Annotated in this window: 16 protein-coding genes; 7 read left to right on the top strand and 9 right to left on the bottom strand. The window is 59.6% G+C overall.

Annotation, left to right across the window (positions count from 1 at the left end):
- Nucleotides 1-3: 3 nt before the first annotated feature.
- Nucleotides 4-963 (bottom strand): AAA family ATPase, encoded by a 960-nt coding sequence (locus C7534_RS17630; RefSeq protein ID WP_046032153.1) that lies wholly within the window; start codon nt 961-963, stop codon nt 4-6.
- 291 nt (nt 964-1254) lie between these two features.
- Complete coding sequence (locus C7534_RS17625) at nt 1255-1608, bottom strand: hypothetical protein (protein WP_109786523.1); 354 nt, start codon at nt 1606-1608, stop codon at nt 1255-1257.
- A gap of 503 nt (nt 1609-2111) precedes the next feature.
- Between C7534_RS17625 and C7534_RS17620 the strand changes: the two genes are divergently transcribed.
- Complete coding sequence (locus C7534_RS17620; protein ID WP_109786522.1) at nt 2112-7013, top strand: NAD-glutamate dehydrogenase; 4902 nt, start codon at nt 2112-2114, stop codon at nt 7011-7013.
- A gap of 159 nt (nt 7014-7172) precedes the next feature.
- Here the strand turns inward: C7534_RS17620 and C7534_RS17615 are convergent, their stop codons facing one another.
- From C7534_RS17615 to pdxR, 4 genes are all read right to left on the bottom strand, one after another.
- On the bottom strand, nt 7173-7883 hold the full coding sequence (locus C7534_RS17615; RefSeq protein ID WP_109786521.1) for an ATPase: 711 nt from the start codon (nt 7881-7883) through the stop codon (nt 7173-7175).
- A gap of 229 nt (nt 7884-8112) precedes the next feature.
- Nucleotides 8113-8526 carry a cupin domain-containing protein gene (locus C7534_RS17610; RefSeq protein WP_109786520.1) on the bottom strand — a complete coding sequence of 138 codons (414 nt, stop codon included), beginning with the start codon at nt 8524-8526 and terminating at the stop codon, nt 8113-8115.
- A gap of 283 nt (nt 8527-8809) precedes the next feature.
- On the bottom strand, nt 8810-9103 hold the full coding sequence (locus tag C7534_RS17600; RefSeq protein ID WP_046032158.1) for an antibiotic biosynthesis monooxygenase family protein: 294 nt from the start codon (nt 9101-9103) through the stop codon (nt 8810-8812).
- A gap of 123 nt (nt 9104-9226) precedes the next feature.
- Entirely contained in the window at nt 9227-10660 is a 1434-nt protein-coding gene (gene pdxR / locus C7534_RS17595) for a MocR-like pyridoxine biosynthesis transcription factor PdxR (protein WP_046032159.1), read from the bottom strand.
- A 206-nt stretch (nt 10661-10866) separates the two neighbouring features.
- Between pdxR and C7534_RS17590 the strand changes: the two genes are divergently transcribed.
- The 3 genes from C7534_RS17590 (at nt 10867) to C7534_RS17580 (ending at nt 12929) form a co-directional block, all read left to right on the top strand.
- A complete protein-coding gene (locus C7534_RS17590) occupies nt 10867-11307 on the top strand; it encodes a carboxymuconolactone decarboxylase family protein (RefSeq protein ID WP_046032160.1) in 441 nt (146 codons plus the stop codon).
- 87 nt (nt 11308-11394) lie between these two features.
- The gene (locus C7534_RS17585; RefSeq protein WP_109786519.1) at nt 11395-12315 is read left to right on the top strand and encodes a LysR family transcriptional regulator; all 921 of its coding nucleotides are present in this window, start codon (nt 11395-11397) and stop codon (nt 12313-12315) included.
- 92 nt (nt 12316-12407) lie between these two features.
- A complete protein-coding gene (locus C7534_RS17580) occupies nt 12408-12929 on the top strand; it encodes a GNAT family N-acetyltransferase (RefSeq protein ID WP_109786518.1) in 522 nt (173 codons plus the stop codon).
- A gap of 1 nt (nt 12930) precedes the next feature.
- Here the strand turns inward: C7534_RS17580 and C7534_RS17575 are convergent, their stop codons facing one another.
- On the bottom strand, nt 12931-13623 hold the full coding sequence (locus C7534_RS17575) for an aspartate/glutamate racemase family protein (protein ID WP_046032163.1): 693 nt from the start codon (nt 13621-13623) through the stop codon (nt 12931-12933).
- Between the two features lie 240 nt (nt 13624-13863).
- Here C7534_RS17575 and C7534_RS17570 point away from each other — a divergent pair, with 240 nt between their 5' ends.
- Nucleotides 13864-14373 carry a hypothetical protein gene (locus C7534_RS17570; RefSeq protein ID WP_109786517.1) on the top strand — a complete coding sequence of 170 codons (510 nt, stop codon included), beginning with the start codon at nt 13864-13866 and terminating at the stop codon, nt 14371-14373.
- Between the two features lie 121 nt (nt 14374-14494).
- Here C7534_RS17570 and C7534_RS17565 read toward each other — a convergent pair whose 3' ends face one another.
- Both C7534_RS17565 and ccoN read right to left on the bottom strand, forming a co-directional pair.
- The gene (locus tag C7534_RS17565; protein ID WP_109786516.1) at nt 14495-14716 is read right to left on the bottom strand and encodes a CcoQ/FixQ family Cbb3-type cytochrome c oxidase assembly chaperone; all 222 of its coding nucleotides are present in this window, start codon (nt 14714-14716) and stop codon (nt 14495-14497) included.
- A gap of 15 nt (nt 14717-14731) precedes the next feature.
- Entirely contained in the window at nt 14732-16159 is a 1428-nt protein-coding gene (ccoN, locus tag C7534_RS17560) for a cytochrome-c oxidase, cbb3-type subunit I (protein WP_109786515.1), read from the bottom strand.
- 423 nt (nt 16160-16582) lie between these two features.
- Here ccoN and C7534_RS17550 point away from each other — a divergent pair, with 423 nt between their 5' ends.
- Nucleotides 16583-18256, top strand: coding sequence for a nitrite/sulfite reductase (locus tag C7534_RS17550; protein WP_109786513.1), 1674 nt, complete (start codon nt 16583-16585; stop codon nt 18254-18256).
- Entirely contained in the window at nt 18253-18732 is a 480-nt protein-coding gene (locus tag C7534_RS17545) for a DUF934 domain-containing protein (protein ID WP_109786512.1), read from the top strand. The genes C7534_RS17550 and C7534_RS17545 overlap by 4 nt, the downstream gene beginning before the upstream one ends.
- The last annotated feature ends 185 nt before the right edge of the window (nt 18733-18917 follow it).

The following is an 18917-nucleotide window of genomic DNA, read 5'->3' as shown; positions in this document are numbered from 1 at the left end:
GGGTCAAGCGACAGCTACGACGTCGAGAATCCGCTGGACCACCCGGTCCTGGTCGATGCCAGCAGCTTCGGCTTCAAAGGACAGGATGATGCGATGGCGCAACACGTCAAACAGCACGGCCTGGATGTCTTCAGGGCTGACGAAGTCGCGCCCGGCCAGCCACGCGTGAGCCCGTGCGCAACGGTCCAGCGCGATAGAGCCACGAGGGCTGGCGCCGTAGGCGATCCAGTCGGCCATCTCCGGGTCGAACTTGCCAGGGTTGCGCGTGGCCATGACCAGTTGCACCAGGTATTCCTCCACGGCGTCGGCCATGTACAAACCGAGGATTTCCTTGCGCGCGGCGAAGATCGCCTGCTGGCTGACCCGGCGTTCCGGTTTGGTTTCGCCGTTCAGGGCTTCACCACGGGCCTGCTGCAGGATCTTGCGTTCCACCGTTGCGTCCGGGAAACCGATTTTTACGTGCATCAGGAAGCGGTCGAGCTGGGCTTCGGGCAGCGGGTAGGTGCCTTCCTGCTCAATCGGGTTTTGCGTCGCCATCACCAGAAACAGCGGCGAGAGCTCATACGTGCTGCGCCCGACACTGACCTGACGTTCGGCCATGGCTTCGAGCAGCGCCGATTGAACCTTGGCCGGGGCGCGGTTGATTTCGTCCGCCAGTACCAGGTTGTGGAAGATCGGGCCTTGCTGGAACACAAAGCTGCCGGTTTCCGGGCGATAGATTTCCGTGCCGGTAATGTCGGCAGGCAACAAGTCAGGGGTGAACTGGATGCGGTGGAACTGGGCTTCGATACCTTCGGCAAGCTCTTTGATGGCCTTGGTCTTGGCCAGGCCCGGGGCGCCCTCGACCAGCATGTGGCCGTCGGCAAGCAAAGCGATGAGCAAGCGCTCGATGAGTTTTTCCTGGCCGAGAATCTGCGTTGAAAGAAAGGTTCGCAGCGCGAGCAGCGCTTCACGATGTTCCATCGATGACTGTTCCTGGAAAGGGTGACCGAAGACGTTCGAATAACGCCAGGGCTGGGGGCGTTACTTTAATCCATCGCGGGGGGCGGCGACTAACGGCATTTTGTGCAAAGTGCGGGAAATGATTGGCGAAGGGTTGGAAGTTTTCAGGCTCGCAGGCTGGTGGCGTTCTTTCGGACGCTATCGCGGGCAAGCCCGGCGCCCACAAGTATCGGCGGTGCGCTTGCGATGCTTGCAACACCTCCGAACCTGTGGGAGCCGGGCTTGCCCGCGATGAGGCCCGCTCAGGCGCTATCAAAGCTCGCTTATATAAGTACCAGTCCCGTCAAGAATGTTACGTAGTGTTTCTTCTACTTCAGCCAGATCACTGGCATCGGTGTTGTGAATGATTTCCAGCGAGTCATCCCCATTCAGCGCATCCGCATCCGCCGCCGCGATTTCGATCAGCAGGCGGGTAGGGCTCAGAGTGACTTTGACCCCGTCCAGCGTCGAAGGCTCGCCATCGAGAGTAATTTCCAGTTCGTCTTCATCCGGGTAGCGGGTCATCAGGAACATATCGCCCTGAGTGCTGTGGCAGGCGAGCATGGCCATGTTGTCTTCCTCGTCATCGCAAGGGTTCACAATCAAGAGGTCGGTGGTCATTTGCATGGGCAATTCCTGGCTCGGCGAGCATGGTGAAGACGAACAAAGCGCAATTGTGCCAGTGGAAGGGAATTTCTGCTCGGTCGAGTGTCAGAGGAGGGGCGTGGACACTTGAAGTGTTGCTGGTCATTTCTGGTACGCGAGTGCCGTAAAACCGGGGATAAAACGCCCGTTTTCGGCCACGGCTGCTAGTGTTGTTCGAGGCGTGGGCCATTAGCTGCGTACCGATGACCGAATATGTCGCAGCACCGCAAGCACGGGCCTTGCCGCACTCGTTAAGCTGCGCAACGGATGAGCACCTGTAAAGACATTGCGCTGCATGCAGTCCAGTCGTTTTTGCAGATGCCCATTCATGGAAGGTGAATGTGACCTGAGTGTCTCGTCCAGCTTCACCCACCTGTCGCCCTGTTTCCTCTGCCCGAGAATCAGGAACCGGGTGACGGACCACCCCGAAAGGGGTTTTGCACGCGACGCTTCCATCAATAACAAGCCCAAGCGGAGTACCACAGATGGCGTTCTTCACCGCAGCCAGCAAAGCCGACTTCCAGCACCAACTGCAAGCGGCACTGGCACAGCACATCAGTGAACAGGCACTGCCACAAGTGGCGCTGTTCGCCGAACAATTCTTTGGCATCATTTCCCTGGACGAGCTGACCCAGCGTCGGTTGTCCGACCTCGCCGGCTGCACCCTTTCTGCGTGGCGCCTGCTTGAGCGCTTCGATCACGCTCAACCGCAAGTGCGCGTCTACAACCCTGACTACGAACGCCACGGCTGGCAGTCGACCCACACCGCGGTCGAAGTGCTGCACCACGACCTGCCATTCCTGGTGGACTCGGTGCGTACCGAGCTGAACCGTCGCGGCTACAGCATTCATACCCTGCAAACCACTGTGCTGAGCGTGCGTCGCGGCAGCAAAGGCGAATTGCTGGAAATCCTGCCTAAAGGCACCCAGGGCGAAGGCATTCTTCAAGAATCGCTGATGTACCTGGAAATCGACCGTTGCGCCAACACCGCCGAGCTCAATGTCCTGAGCAAAGAGCTGGAGCAGGTGCTAGGTGAAGTCCGCGTCGCGGTCGCCGATTTCGAGCCGATGAAAGCCAAGGTCCAGGAAATCCTGACCGGCCTGGACAACAGCCAGTTCGCTGTCGACCCGGAAGAAAAAGGCGAAATCAAAAGCTTCCTGGAATGGCTGGTGGGCAACCACTTCACGTTCCTGGGCTACGAAGAGTTCGTGGTGCGCGATGAAGCCGACGGCGGCCACATCGTCTACGACCAGGACTCCTTCCTGGGCTTGACCAAACTGCTGCGTACCGGCCTGACCTACGATGACCTGCGCATCGAAGACTACGCCGTGAACTACCTGCGCGAACCGACCCTGCTGTCCTTCGCCAAGGCCGCGCACCCAAGCCGTGTACACCGTCCGGCTTACCCGGATTACGTGTCGATCCGCGAAATCGACGCTGACGGCAATGTCATCAAGGAATGCCGTTTCATGGGCCTGTACACCTCCTCGGTGTATGGCGAGAGCGTGCGGGTCATTCCGTACATCCGTCGCAAGGTCGAGGAAATCGAACGCCGTTCCGGCTTCCAGGCCAAGGCCCACCTGGGCAAGGAACTGGCGCAGGTGGTCGAAGTACTGCCGCGCGATGACCTGTTCCAGACGCCGGTCGACGAACTGTTCAGCACCGTGATGTCGATCGTGCAGATCCAGGAACGCAACAAGATTCGCGTGTTCCTGCGCAAAGACCCGTACGGCCGTTTCTGCTACTGCCTGGCTTACGTGCCACGCGACATCTATTCCACCGAAGTGCGCCAGAAGATCCAGCAAGTGCTGATGGATCGCCTGAAAGCCTCGGACTGCGAATTCTGGACGTTCTTCTCCGAATCCGTGCTGGCCCGCGTACAGCTGATTCTGCGTGTTGACCCGAAAAACCGCATCGACATCGACCCGTTGCTGCTGGAAAAAGAAGTGGTGCAAGCCTGCCGCAGCTGGCAGGACGACTACGCCGCACTGACCGTCGAAAGCTTCGGCGAAGCCCACGGCACCAACGTGCTGGCCGACTTCCCGAAAGGCTTCCCGGCCGGTTACCGCGAGCGGTTTGCCGCTCACTCGGCTGTGGTCGACATGCAACACCTGCTGAGCCTGAGCGAAAAAAACCCACTGGTCATGAGCTTCTATCAGCCGCTGGGTCAGGTTTCCGGCCAGCGCATGCTGCATTGCAAGCTGTATCACGCCGATACGCCGCTGGCACTGTCCGACGTGCTGCCGATCCTGGAAAACCTCGGCCTGCGCGTGCTGGGTGAATTCCCGTATCGCCTGCGTCACACCAACGGTCGCGAGTTCTGGATTCACGACTTCGCGTTCACCGCTGCCGAAGGCCTGGAACTCGACATCCAGCAGCTCAACGACACCTTGCAGGACGCGTTCGTCCACATCGTGCGTGGCGATGCCGAGAACGATGCGTTCAACCGTCTGGTACTGACCGCCGGCCTGCCGTGGCGCGATGTGGCGCTGCTGCGTGCTTACGCTCGCTACATGAAGCAGATCCGTCTGGGCTTCGACCTGGGCTACATCGCCAGCACCCTGAACAACCACACCGACATCGCTCGCGAATTGACCCGGTTGTTCAAAACCCGTTTCTACCTGGCACGCAAGCTGTCCGGTGATGATCTGGAAGACAAGCAACAACGTCTGGAACACGCGATTCTGAGCGCACTGGACGACGTCCAGGTGCTGAACGAAGACCGCATCCTGCGTCGTTACCTGGACCTGGTCAAAGCCACTCTGCGCACCAACTTCTACCAGACTGACGCCAACGGCCATAACAAGTCGTACTTCAGCTTCAAGTTCAATCCGCACCAGATTCCAGAGCTGCCAAAGCCAGTACCGAAGTTCGAAATCTTCGTTTACTCGCCTCGCGTCGAAGGCGTGCACCTGCGCTTCGGCAACGTCGCTCGTGGTGGTCTGCGCTGGTCTGACCGTGAAGAAGACTTCCGCACCGAAGTCCTGGGCCTGGTAAAAGCCCAGCAAGTGAAGAACTCGGTCATCGTGCCGGTCGGCGCGAAGGGCGGCTTCCTGCCGCGTCGCCTGCCACTGGGCGGCAGCCGTGACGAGATCGCGGCCGAGGGTATCGCCTGCTACCGCATCTTCATTTCGGGTCTGTTGGACATCACCGACAACTTGAAGGACGGCGCGCTGGTTCCGCCGGCCAACGTCGTGCGTCATGACGACGATGACCCGTACCTGGTAGTCGCTGCGGACAAGGGCACTGCGACCTTCTCCGACATCGCCAACGGTATTGCCATCGACTACGGCTTCTGGCTCGGCGATGCATTCGCCTCGGGCGGCTCGGCCGGTTACGACCACAAGAAAATGGGCATCACCGCCAAGGGCGCGTGGGTTGGCGTGCAACGTCACTTCCGCGAACGCGGCATCAATGTTCAGAAAGACAGCATCACCGTGGTCGGTGTCGGCGACATGGCCGGTGACGTATTCGGTAACGGCCTGTTGATGTCCGAGACCCTGCAACTGGTGGCCGCATTCAACCACTTGCACATCTTCATCGACCCGAACCCGGAGCCTGCCAGCAGCTTCGCCGAGCGTCAGCGCCTGTTCGACCTGCCGCGTTCGGCCTGGTCGGATTACGACACCAGCATCATGTCCGAAGGCGGCGGGATCTTCTCCCGTAGCGCGAAGAGCATCGCGATCTCCCCGCAGATGCAAGAGCGTTTCGACATTCAGGCCGACAAGCTGACCCCGACCGAACTGCTCAATGCCTTGCTCAAGGCCCCGGTAGACCTGTTGTGGAACGGCGGCATCGGTACGTACGTCAAGGCCAGCAGCGAAAGCCACGCCGATGTCGGCGACAAGGCCAACGATGCACTGCGCGTGAACGGCAACGAACTGCGCTGCAAAGTTGTGGGCGAGGGCGGTAACCTGGGCATGACCCAACTGGGTCGTGTCGAGTTCGGCCTCAATGGCGGCGGTTCCAACACCGACTTCATCGACAACGCCGGTGGCGTGGATTGCTCCGACCACGAAGTGAACATCAAGATCCTGCTGAACGAAGTGGTTCAAGCCGGCGACATGACCGACAAGCAACGTAACCTGTTGCTGGCGAGCATGACCGACGAAGTCGGTGGCCTGGTGTTGGGCAACAACTACAAGCAGACTCAGGCCCTGTCCCTGGCGGCGCGTCGTGCCTTGCCGCGGATCGCTGAATACAAGCGTCTGATGAACGATCTGGAAGGTCGCGGCAAGCTGGATCGCGCCATCGAGTTCCTGCCGACTGAAGAGGCCATCAACGAGCGCGTTGCGGCAGGCCATGGCCTGACCCGTGCCGAGCTGTCGGTGCTGATTTCGTACAGCAAGATCGACCTCAAGGAGCAGCTGCTGGGCTCCCTGGTGCCGGATGACGACTACCTGACCCGCGACATGGAAACCGCTTTCCCGCCGACGCTGGTGAGCAAGTTCTCCGAAGCCATGCGCCGTCACCGTCTGAAGCGCGAAATCGTCAGCACCCAGATCGCCAACGACCTGGTCAACCACATGGGCATCACCTTCGTTCAACGACTCAAAGAGTCGACCGGCATGAGCCCGGCGAACGTGGCCGGCGCCTACGTGATCGTGCGTGACATTTTCCACCTCCCGCACTGGTTCCGTCAGATCGAAGCCCTGGACTACCAGGTGTCGGCCGACGTTCAACTGGAGCTGATGGACGAGCTGATGCGTCTGGGCCGTCGCGCCACACGCTGGTTCCTGCGCAGCCGTCGCAACGAGCAGAATGCCGCTCGTGACGTCGCGCACTTCGGTCCACATCTCGCAGCGCTGGGCCTCAAGCTCGACGAACTGCTGGAAGGCCCGACCCGCGAAGGCTGGCAGACCCGCTATCAGGCGTACGTCGCCGCTGGCGTTCCGGAGTTGTTGGCGCGCATGGTTGCAGGCACCACTCACCTGTACACCCTGTTGCCGATCATCGAAGCGTCGGATGTGACCGGTCAGAACGCAGCAGACGTAGCGAAGGCTTACTTCGCCGTCGGCAGCGCGCTGGACATCACCTGGTACCTGCAACAGATCAGCGCTCTGCCGGTTGAAAACAACTGGCAAGCCCTGGCCCGTGAAGCGTTCCGCGACGACGTCGACTGGCAGCAACGTGCGATCACCATCTCCGTCCTGCAACAGGGCGACGGCACTCAGGACGTGGAAACACGCCTGGCGCTGTGGATGGAAGCGCACGAAGGCATGATCGAACGCTGGCGCGCCATGCTGGTTGAAATTCGTGCCGCCAGCGGCACGGACTACGCCATGTATGCGGTGGCCAACCGTGAGTTGCTGGACCTGGCGTTGAGCGGGCAAGCGGTGGTGACTACCACTGCGGTTGCCAGCGAAGAGCTGGAACCGGCGGCCTGATCAGGCGCTGAATGAAAAAGCCCGCATGGAGACATGCGGGTTTTTTTTGCCTGATGGTTACAAGGTGTCAGTTCAGGCCTTATCGCGGGCAAGCCCGCTCCCACAATTACAATGCATTCCAATGTGGGGGCGGGCTTGCCCGCGACAAGGCCACTAGCCTTAATATAATTTTTGGCTAGAAGTGTTATCTAGCATGGATACTTTATCTGTCGGCTTGGTCAATAAATTACTGAGCGACTGGTCAAACTTCTGCAATACCCGAACTTGAACATTCTGTTGTTCGTTAATGTCCGCGACTATCTCTTCAGTGCGTTTAAAGTCGGCCCAGACCGGAGTCAGTGCTTTAGCATCATGCCCTTGTGCCGTGCCAATGTAGTTGAAGTTCGCATCATAGAAATCGGCACTGACATCAGCCGCTATATCCGAACTGCGCGAGGTAATCAATTGACTGCGGCTGTCGACAATGGCGATCACATCCGGTTTCGCCGCCCTCAGGCTTTGCATGTCCGGGTACACCGTGACCGAGCCAAACTGCCGCCCCAGGGATGCCTTGACCCAATCCACAGCCAGGTCGGGTTGGGAGGTGCTGACGTAGGCGTCGTGAATCGGTTGAACCAGCAGGCTCTGGCCGAAACCGGTGCCGGCGTTGGCCTGATAGTCTTGAAGGTAGGAGCGGTTGGCCTGGGTGTTTCGGCTGTAGACAACGCCGAGCGCAACGTTATGGCCATTGTTTACTTGCGTGGCGTTGCTGCGACCCACGGGCTCAGGCAAGAGACCGTCCAGGTAAGAGACGGAAGTTGGCGCCGTGGGGATCGAGCAGCCAGATAAAAGAGCAGTCATTGTGAATGCACTGACAAGCACACGTTTCATGGTGTATCTCCAGTGAAACAACTTGAGTCGGAAAGCTTAAGTTGCCGAGTAGTGTCGGCGGTGATTCCAGACTAAACCTGTCGTTGCAAAAGAAACTAGCCAGTAGATGAGCTTATGGGTACGGCAATAGTTTTGTTTGGTTTAAAAGCGTTCAGTTAATGACGCCTGGAAATAAAAAGGCCCGAATGTCTCATTTGGGCCTGTTTATTTATGGCTGGCGTTACAGCTATCAGTTTTCCAACGGGATCAAAACTTTCTCATCGGGTGCCAATACCATGAACACCAAGAGTTTGGCAGGCTGGGTGGCACTGGCATTCTTCGACACCAAATGTTCCGACCCGGCCGCTTCATACCAATACTCACCGGCCTTGTAGGTTTTCGGCTGCTCACCTTTCACTTGAGAAACTATCTCCCCCGATATCACGTAAGCCATGGCGGTGCCTTCGTGCTTGTGGGCGATGGAAGACTGGCCTGGCTCGTAGTCCACTTCAATCATCAGCGCCTTTTTATTGGGCACGTTCTTGAGCATTTGGTCCTGCAATACCGTGACCTTTTCAGACGGGCCTTCGTGAGCAAGGGCGGCGGCCGAAACAGTCAGGGCGAGGGCAGCAAGGGGGGCAGCAAGGAAACGCAAAGCTTTCATGGTTTATCACCTGCGGTGGTTATCGTCTGGAGCAACGATAGTCCGCAGGGCAGGGCAATCAAACAGCCAATATTCGCGAAGGCGAGGGGACCAATCCAACGAAAATCTGTAGCAGCTGCCGAGCAGCGCGAGGCGGCGTTCGGCTGCGCAGCAGTCGTAAAACCTGAACATGTGATATTCCTGAAACACCGCATCGCCAAATATCACGACTGCTGCACAGCCGAACGCCGCCTCGCGCTGCTCGACGGCTGCTACGAGGCGGGTGCGGTGGGTGCTTGGGGTTTTAGCGGATCGGAAAGCTGTTGAAATCCACGGCATTTGCCAATTGGTTGTCAATCAGACCGATAAAACCCTGAACTTCGGGGCAATTGAAATGCGAGTGCATGGCCGCTTCCGATTGCCAGCGAGCGCTGACGGTCCAGCGGTTGGTGTCCTCGGGGCAGCGGTCGACCATATAGGAGTCGCAGCCCGGTAGTTCACGCAGGGTTTCGACAATCTTTTGCAGTTGCTTGCCCAGTTCATCCGAGCGGCCAGCGACGGCCTGCACCTGTACGGTATTGATCACTTCTTGGGACATTGCTCACACTCCTGAATCAGGCCGGACGAATCCTGCTCATTGAGGGATAACGCTTATGCAGGATAGGCCTGCTGCTGCGGACCACCAATAGCCAATCGCCCGGTAAAGGCGCAGACCAATCTGTCAGGCAACCTGCTGCAAAATGTCGCGCAAACGGTCCAGGGCCGTATCGATGTCCAGGGTTTCAATGGCGCCAAAACCCAGCAACAGCCCGGCCTGCGGCGTCTGCTGAAAGTAAAAGGCCTCGATGGAGTAGAGCCCGACTTCGACTTTTTTTGCCAGTTCTATCACCAATGGAAGATCGATAGGCACTTTGCACATCACCACCATGTGGAACCCGGCCGTGGTGGGCACCGGCTCCAGCCACGGCGACAGGTCGCCCGCCATGCGCGCCAGAATCCGTTCGCGACGCCCGGCATAAATCGTATGGCAGCGCCGGATATGCTTGAGCAGGCAGCCCTCGGCGATGAATTTGGCCAGCGCCCACTGTGGCAACGTGGACGTGTGCAGGTCGGTGAGTTGCTTGGCGCGGATCACCGCTTCGAGAATCGCCGGCGGCAATATTGCATAACCGAGGCGCAATTCCGGCAGCAAGGTTTTCGAGAAGGTGCCGACGTAAGCGACGATCCCGCGCTCATCCATGCTTTGCAGCGAATCCGTGGGGCGGCCCTCGTAGCGAAACTCGCTGTCGTAATCGTCTTCGATAATGATCGCGCCCAGTTCATAAGCCCGTTCCAGCAGCGCCACCCGACGCTCCTGGCTCATCGGCAAACCGAGCGGGAATTGATGCGACGGCGTGACGTAAATCAGCCGTGTGCCGAGGGGGATTTTATCCACCTGAATGCCTTCGGCATCCACCGGCACACCGATCACCGTGGCACCGTGCGAGCCGAACAACAGGCGGGCCGGCGGGTAGCCCGGATCTTCCATGGCGACAATGCTGCCGGGGCGCGTCATCACCCGGGAAATCAGGTCCAGCGCTTGTTGCGCGCCATTGCACACCACCACGTCTTCGTCCTGACAATTGACCCCGCGCGAGAACGCGATGTGCCGCGCAATGGCATTGCGCAGCGCCGGCAGGCCTTCGGGCAGGCTGTAGAAACCTTTGGAGCCGGCAATCTGGCGCAAGGCGTGGGAGGTGCAGCGTCGCCAGTCATCCTGCGGGAACTGGCCCTTGCTGGTGGCGCCGCCAATGAAGTCGTAACGCAACGACCCTTCCAGCGTGGGGTGACGCAGGAACACCGGCAGATTGCGCCAGGATTCAATGACGTCGTAACTCGCCAACTCGGTATGGCTTTGTTTGCGGGCGATTTTTGCCGGTCGGGCATTCACGTAGGTGCCTTTGCCAATCACCCCGGTGAGGAAATTTTCATAGGTCAGCTGCGCGTACGTGTCGGAAATGGTCTTGCGCGATATCCCCAACTGTTCGGCCAGCAAACGACTGGGCGGCAGCTGCGTCCCGGCGGCCAGGCGTCCGGATTCGATGGCACTGCGCAGCTGGTTGTACAACTGGCCTGCCAGGTCCTTGCGGCCGTTGATGACAACGTGAAGTTCCATACCGTTGGGGCTCCAGGGGCAAATTGAGGCGCGTGTGCGTCGCGCCAGATTACCCGCATGGGCGGCTGCGCAGAAGTTGCGCAGTGGAAAAACCGGGGATTGGTCTGGTGCCGAGTGGTGCGGGGGTATTTCGCAGAATTGGATCTGTCACACCGCGGCCTCGACGACTACCGTGAAAAAACATCATCGCTTCACGAGGTCGCCCCATGAGTTCCCGCCTGGATTACTACAGCGCATCGCCCAAAGCGATGAAAGCGATGATTGCCATGGAAGCCTTGACCAGCAACCTCAGTATCGAACCCGCGCTGCTGCACCTGATCAAAATCCGCGCCTCGCAACTCAACGGCTGCGCCTTTTGCACCGACATGCATTCAGTGGATGCACGGCGCCTGGGCGAGACCGATCGTCGCCTGTATTCGATCGTGGTCTGGCGCGACAGCGGCTTTTTCAACCCCAGGGAACGCGCAGCACTGGCCTGGACCGAGGCCGTTACCTTGCTGTCTGAAAGCCATGTGCCCGACGACGTCTACGCCTTGGCGCGCGAGCAGTTCAATGAAGGCGAGATGGTCGACCTGACGATTGCCGTCACCACCATCAACAGCTGGAACCGCCTCGCCGTGAGTTTTCGGCAAACTCCCGGCGGCTGAATCGATTTTCCCTCCCCGGTGTCACATCAGGTTCATAAACGCTGCGCAGGATGAGGTTTTCAAGGATCGATCGACAAGGAGTCATTGATGTCATTCATGGAGTCCACTCGCGCTGCCGGCATCGACCCGGTGCTGGCGCAGTCTTTCAGGGTCAGCGCCCGTTGCGGGTGCTTCATGCAGGCCGCCCGCAGCCTCAATATCAAATCCACCCAGTTACGCAAACATCTGGTGCAGCTTGAAGCGCAGTTGCAGTGCACGCTGTTCAATCATCAGGACAGTGGCCTGGCCCTGAGTCGTGACGGGTTGGCGCTGCAGGCACAGTTGATCGCCCTGGCCCACGAGCGCGATGCGCCGGTGATAGAGCAACCGTTGATTCGCCTGGCGGTGGCGGAGTCGATTCTGCACGACATACTCGGCCGCGATCTGGTCGCTTTGTTGCGACGCAATGCCAGTGTGCGTCTGGACATCATCACCCTCGACAGCGAATTGGCCCTGCAAGCGGTCAGCGCGGACGTAGTGCTGTGGCTGGCCGGCCCGGATTCGCCGCTGCCCGGTCCGAGTTTCGCCGTCAGCGAGCCCCGGCGGCTGGCGCGTCTTGAATACCTGCCGCACATCGCCAAACGCTATTCGCGCGTCGCGGCGCGGCCTGACAGCCTCGATGACCTGGCCGACTTCCTGCTGGTGCAATGGCAGTATGACCGTCAGGTCGAGAGTTTTCGGCCGTGGAACAGCGTGGTCGATCAGCGTCTGGCCGGCGTGGTGCACTTGCATTCTTATGAGCTGATGCTGGAGATGATCCGATGCAGCGCTTGCATCGGCTTGCTGCCGCGCTACATGAGCCAGTTTGACCGCGGACTGATTGCATTGCCGGGGTTGTTCGAACAGCCGATGCAACGTCAGGTGTGGATGGCGGCCAACGCCGAAACACAGGGAGAGGGCGACGTGCAGATGATTGTCGAGTTGATCCACAACACCTTCAATGAGCGCCGGGAGTGGTTCGAGAGCTGAACGCAGTCAATTGTAGGCGTGAGCAGGCTCACGCCTACAGGAAGTAGCGTTGTACAGTAAGCGGCCATGTCTGCATCAAGGATGAATCACCCATGCCCGTCACCGAACCGTTTATCACCCTCGAACGTTTCAGCGAATCCCATATTGAGGGCGTCACCGCGCTCTACAACGACCCGGCCATTACCCGTCAGGTCCTGCAAATGCCATTTCAATCCACCGAGATCTGGCGCCAACGCCTGGCCTCGGATAACGAGCGCCTGGTGAAACTGGTCGCGCTGCATCAGGGCTCGGTCATCGGCAACATTGGCCTGGAGCAGTTTTCGCGGATCCGCCGCAGCCATGCCGGCAGTATCGGCATGGGCGTCGCGGTGGCATGGCAGGGTAAAGGCGTGGGTTCGAAGCTGTTGGCGGCGGTGCTGGACATCGCCGACAACTGGATGAATCTGCAACGGGTCGAGCTTTCGGTGTACGCCGACAACGAAGCCGCCATCGGTCTGTACCGAAAGTTCGGTTTCGAGACCGAAGGCCTGTTCCGTGACTACGCCGTGCGTGACGGCCGACTGGTCGACACCTTGAGCATGGCGCGTCTGCGTCGCACGCTTAACGCCGATTGACTCAGTCGCCCAGTGCGAACGCCACCGCCGCCTGCGCATGCAGTTCGGTGGTGTCGAGCAGGGGCAGGGCGCTGTGTTCGGGTTTGATCAGCAGGCCGATTTCGGTGCAACCGAGGATGATCGCCTGTGCACCGCGCTGGGTCAGCGACTCAATCACCTGCTGATAGACCTCGCGCGATGTGTCGCTGATCACGCCGACGCACAATTCGTCGTAGATGATCCGGTGCACCGCCTGGCGTTCCTCGGCTTCTGGCACCAGCACTGTCAGCCCCATTGCGCTCAGGCGATCCTTGAGAAAGTCCTGTTCCATGGTGAACGCAGTCCCCAGCAATCCGACCTTCAACGTACCGGCATCGACCGCCGCTTGACCGGTCGGGTCGGCGATGTGCAGGAACGGAATGTTGATCGCGGCCTGAATCTGCGCGGCGACCTTGTGCATGGTGTTGGTACACAGCACCACACACTCGGCACCGCCCGCTTGCAGCCGTTGCGCGGCATCCACCAGAATCGCCGCCGCATCGTCCCAACGCCCGGCGTGCTGGGCCTGTTCGACCGGACCGAAGTCGACGCTGTACATCAGCAGTTGCGCCGAGCGTAGCGGCCCGAGCTGGTCGCGGACCTGTTGGTTGATGAGGCGATAATATTCGGCGCTGGACTCCCAGCTCATGCCGCCGATAAGGCCGATGGTGCGCATTGGATCTCCTCAAGCGATGATCTGTGTCGGAAAGTCACCCGAGGATCGAGTGTCCCTAGGTTCGTGGGCGGATTCCAGCGGAAAACAACTGTACCGCCGATCTTTCAGTGAAGTGTCATGGTGTCTTTTCTGACGCGGGTTCGGGCGGCGCAAGAGGCCGGTGGACTTTTACGTACGTCATCGGCGTGGATCTGCCATGCTCAATGTCCGCAGCACCGCTCCAACGAAAGGAACACCGCAATGGACGACGTACAGCAACTGGGCGAGATGCTTCGCCACTACGCAGAAAGTGAAGCGCACAAGAAGCAACTGTTTGAATCGCAATCGGCGGTTTGGGCGACGCGTATCGGTGAGTTGTTCGATCAGATCCAGCAGTGGCTGGAACCGGTCCAGGCGCCCAATCTGTTGGAAGTGAGTCGTGAGGCGTATGTCGCTTCAGGGCCGAGCGTGCCGGTCGAGACGTCGATGTTCAAGACTGAGAAGCTGTCAATTGTCATCGCCGGCAAGCCGGTGGAGTTCGTGCCGGATGTAATGGGTGCTGGCGGTCAGATTTCATTGGCGGTGATGGGGCTGACGGCTGCGCGCTATGGCAGCGTGTCGCTGGTGTGCCTGCCGCCGTCGACCAGTTGGCAGTGGCGCAAGACCAACGGCTTGAAAGACCCAGACACGTTTGCGTTCGATGCAAACTTTCTGGCGCAGCAGTTGCAGCTCCTGATTCCGCGCGATCGCGGCCAGGTCCTCCCTGACTGACCCAATCCCCCCGTGTAGGAGCCGAGCTTGCTCGCGATGACGGACTGACAGTCAACATTGATGTTGGCTGGAATGGCCGCATCGCGAGCAAGCTCGGCTCCTACAACGGACAGGTGGTGGGTCAGATGTCGAGGTTGATCCAACCGGGCTTCACCTCTTCCGGCGCCACTGCATTCACAACCTTCCCGGTGGCCAGTTCCACCCGCCGCGCCACCTCGGGGTCGTCGGCAAATGGAATCAGGCTGGCATCCTCCAGACTCTGCGGCGTCTGCCGCTTGAGGCTGTACTCAACCCCCAGCCAAAGCACTGATACGACCATCGCATTCAACAGAACTTCATACATGTATGGCTCCTTGCCTCAGGCAAACTGCGCTTCACGTTCAGCCATCATCACGTCCGCCACCCGCACCGTGCGCCAGGTGTTGTAGGCCATCAACAGCATGCCGCTGAGGAAGAACACGCCGCCGATAAAGCGCACCACATACCCCGGATGGCTGGCCTGCAAGGCTTCGACGAAGGAGTAGGTCAGCGTGCCGTCGTCGTTGATTGCACGCCACATCAAGCCCTGGGTAATGCCGTTGACCCACATCGACGCGATGTACAGCACGGTGCCGATGGTGGCGAGCCAGAAGTGCGCGTTGATCAGGCCGATGCTGTGCATCTGCTCGCGGCCGAAGACTTTCGGCACCATGTGGTACACCGCGCCGAACGTGATCATCGCCACCCAGCCCAGTGCCCCGGCGTGCACATGGCCGATGGTCCAGTCGGTGTAGTGGGAGAGGGCGTTGACCGTTTTAATCGCCATCATCGGGCCTTCGAAGGTCGACATGCCGTAGAACGCCAGCGACAGCACCAGAAACCGCAGGATCGGGTCGGTGCGCAATTTATGCCAGGCGCCCGAGAGCGTCATCATGCCGTTGATCATCCCGCCCCAGCTCGGCGCCAGCAGGATCAGCGACATCGCCATGCCCAGCGACTGCGCCCAGTCTGGCAATGCGGTGTAGTGCAAGTGGTGCGGACCGGCCCAGATGTACAGGGTGATCAGCGCCCAGAAATGCACGATGGACAGGCGATAGGAATACACCGGGCGCCCGACCTGTTTGGGCACAAAGTAATACATCATCCCGAGGAAACCGGTGGTCAGGAAAAACCCCACCGCGTTGTGCCCGTACCACCACTGCACCATGGCGTCGGTCGCCCCGGAATACACCGGATAGGACTTGAACCAGTCCACCGGAATCGACAGGTGATTGACCACGTGCAACATCGCAATGACCACGATGAACGCGCCGAAGAACCAGTTGCCGACGTAGATATGTTTGGTCTTGCGCTGCACCACGGTGGTGAAAAACACGATGGCGTAAGCGACCCAGACCACGGTCATCCACACCGCGCCGCTAAACTCGATCTCGGCGTATTCCTTGGTGGTGGTATAGCCCAGCGGCAGGGTGACCAGCATGATCACGATCACCGATTGCCACCCCCAAAAAGTGAATGCGGCCAGGGTGTCGGAGTACAGCCGCACCTGGCAGGTGCGCTGTACGGCGTAGTAACTGGCGGCAAATTGCGCGCTACCGGCAAAACCGAAAATCACCAGGCTGGTGTGCAACGGGCGCAAGCGGCCGAAGGTGGTCCACGGCAGGTCGAGGTTCATCTCGGGCCATACCAGTTGCGAGGCGATCCACACCCCCATCGCCATCCCTATGACACCCCATACGATGGTTGCCACGACGAATTGGCGCACGACCTTGTAGTTATAGGCCTGTCCGATTGTTGCTGTGCTCATGGTCAATGCTTCCACGGTTGCAAAGTCTTGCCAGACCACCCGGCCTGGCAGGTTGTCGACTGTAGAAACCCTGCCTGAAACAAAACAGACTCAGAAAAACCAAAGTTATGCGGATCAGATGCGAGGTTTGCCTGCGGTCATCTGCTGCGCTCTGATACGGTTTTTTAGTGTTTACCTGAATCTGTAACGCACTGCGCCGCAGGTCCATAGTCGACCCACAAACACCGCCACCCCCCTGTAGCAGCTGTCGAGCACCGCGAGGCAGCGTCCGGCTGCGAAGCAGTCGTCAAACCATGCGACTCGGTCTGTCAGTTGAACCGCGTGCACAGGATTTACGACTGCTTCGCAGCCGGACGCTGCCTCGCGGTGCTCGACAGCTGCTACAGGTGCAGAGCGTGCGAACAACCCTGATGAGGTCGCCACATGTATCAATACGATGACTATGACCGGGCCCTGGTCTTCGAACGGGTTGCGCAGTTTCGCGATCAGGTCGAACGCTTCATGGCCGGCGAGCTGAGCGAAGAAGAGTTCCTGCCGTTGCGTTTACAGAACGGCCTGTACATGCAAAAGCACGCTTACATGCTGCGCGTGGCGATTCCCTATGGCACGCTCAGCGCCGGCCAGATGCGTACGCTGGCGAGCATCGCCCGGGATTACGATCGCGGTTATGGCCACTTCACCACCCGGCAGAACATGCAGTTCAACTGGATCGAGCTGGCTCAAGTGCCGGACATTCTCGAACGCCTGGCGCAGGTGCAAATGCATGCGATCCAGACGTCTGGCAACTGCGTGCGCAACATCACCACCGAAGCGTTCGCCGGTGTGGCGGCGGACGAGCTGATGGACCCACGTCCGCTGGCGGAAATCTTGCGTCAATGGTCGACCATCAACCCGGAATTCCTGTTCCTGCCGCGCAAGTTCAAGATCGCCATCTGTTCGGCGGAGCAGGACCGCGCCGCCATCATGATGCATGACATAGGTCTTTATCTTTATCGCGATGACCATGGACAAAAGCTGTTGCGGGTCATTGTGGGTGGCGGGTTGGGGCGCACGCCGATCCTTGGCTTGCAGATCCGCGAGGGCTTGCCGTGGCAGCATTTGCTGTCCTATGTCGAAGCGGTGCTGCGGGTTTACAACCGCCACGGTCGGCGGGACAACAAGTACAAGGCGCGGATCAAGATATTGGTCAAAGCCCTGGGGATCGAAGCGTTCGCCAAGGAAGTGGAGGAGGAGTGGCAGTACCTCAAGGACGGGCCGGCGCAGTTGACCAGCACCGAGTATGAGCGTGTCGCCAGTGCTTTCGTGGCCCCCGACTACCGTTCACTGCCCGACATTGACCTGGAATTTGGCACACGCCTGGCCGAGAACCCGGCGTTCGCACGCTGGGTCACCCGCAATGTTCAACCGCACAAGGTCGCGGGTTACACCAGCGTGGTGCTGTCGACGAAACCCGGGATCGCCTCGCCACCCGGGGATGTGACGACCGAGCAACTGCAGGCCGTGGCCGAGTGGTCCGAGCAATTCGGTTTCGGTGAAATCCGCATCGCCCATGAACAGAATATCGTGCTGCCGGATGTGCCCAAGGCGGATCTCCATACGCTGTGGTGCCTGGCCTGCGAGCAGGGGCTGGGTTGCGCCAACGTCGGTTTGCTGACCGACATCATCGCTTGCCCCGGCGGCGACTTCTGCGCACTGGCCAATGCCAAATCGATCCCGATTGCCCAGGCCATTCAGGCACGTTTCGAGGACCTGGATTACCTTCACGACCTGGGCGACATCAGCCTCAACATTTCGGGTTGCATGAATGCCTGCGGCCACCACCACATCGGCAACATCGGCATTCTGGGCGTCGACAAGAACGGCAGCGAGTGGTACCAGATCACCCTCGGCGGCAGCCAGGGCAAGAACAGTGCGCTGGGCAAGGTCATCGGCCCGTCCTTCAGCGCCACCGAAGTACCCGAGGTAATCGAGCGGATCATCGACACGTTTGTCGATTACCGCGAGAGCGAAGAACTGTTCGTTGACACCCTGCTACGCATCGGTCTTGAGCCGTTCAAGGAGCAGGTGTATCCGAAGGTACTGGAGGTGACGGCATGAACAATCTGCTGCGGCTGGAGGAGGGTGTGGCGCGGATTGTGGCTGACGATCCGTGGGTGCTGGTCAGGGACCAGGAGGGTGAAATGCCTGCCGGGTCACTGATTTTGCCGTTGAACCGCTGGCTGCTCAATCCTGCACAGCATGCGGTGTGGCTGGGGCCGGATGATGAGGTGGAACGCCTTAACCCATGGTTTGAGACGCTGCCGTTGATTGCCCTGGATTTTCCGAGCTTTCGTGACGGTCGCGGTTACAGCCAGGCGTACTTGCTGCGCACCCGCATGGGATGGACCGGTGAACTGCGCGCGATCGGTGATGTGCTGCGCGATCAACTCAGCCATATGCGCCAATGCGGGTTCGACAGCTTCGCGGTGCGCGAAGACAAATCGGCCGAGGATGCGCTGAAGGGGTTGGCCGGGATGAGCGTGTTGTACGGCCGTTCGGTGATTGAGCCTCGGCCGTTGTTCAGACGACGCTGACAACACACCATTTTGTAGCAGCTGACGAGCCTGCGAGGCTGCGTTCGGCGACGCAGTCGTCGTAAACCCTTCGAATGCGGTTTTCCTGTCACACCGCAGAGCCTGATTTCACGGCGACTGCGTCGCCGAACGCAGCCTCGCAGGCTCTGCAGCTGCTACAGGGCGTGTTTTTGCTTGGGCCAGTG

This window comes from Pseudomonas sp. OV226 (assembly GCF_003148705.1).
Taxonomy (GTDB): domain Bacteria; phylum Pseudomonadota; class Gammaproteobacteria; order Pseudomonadales; family Pseudomonadaceae; genus Aquipseudomonas.
Note: the sequence above shows the minus strand (reverse complement) of the source record. Positions and strands in the feature narration are given on the sequence as shown.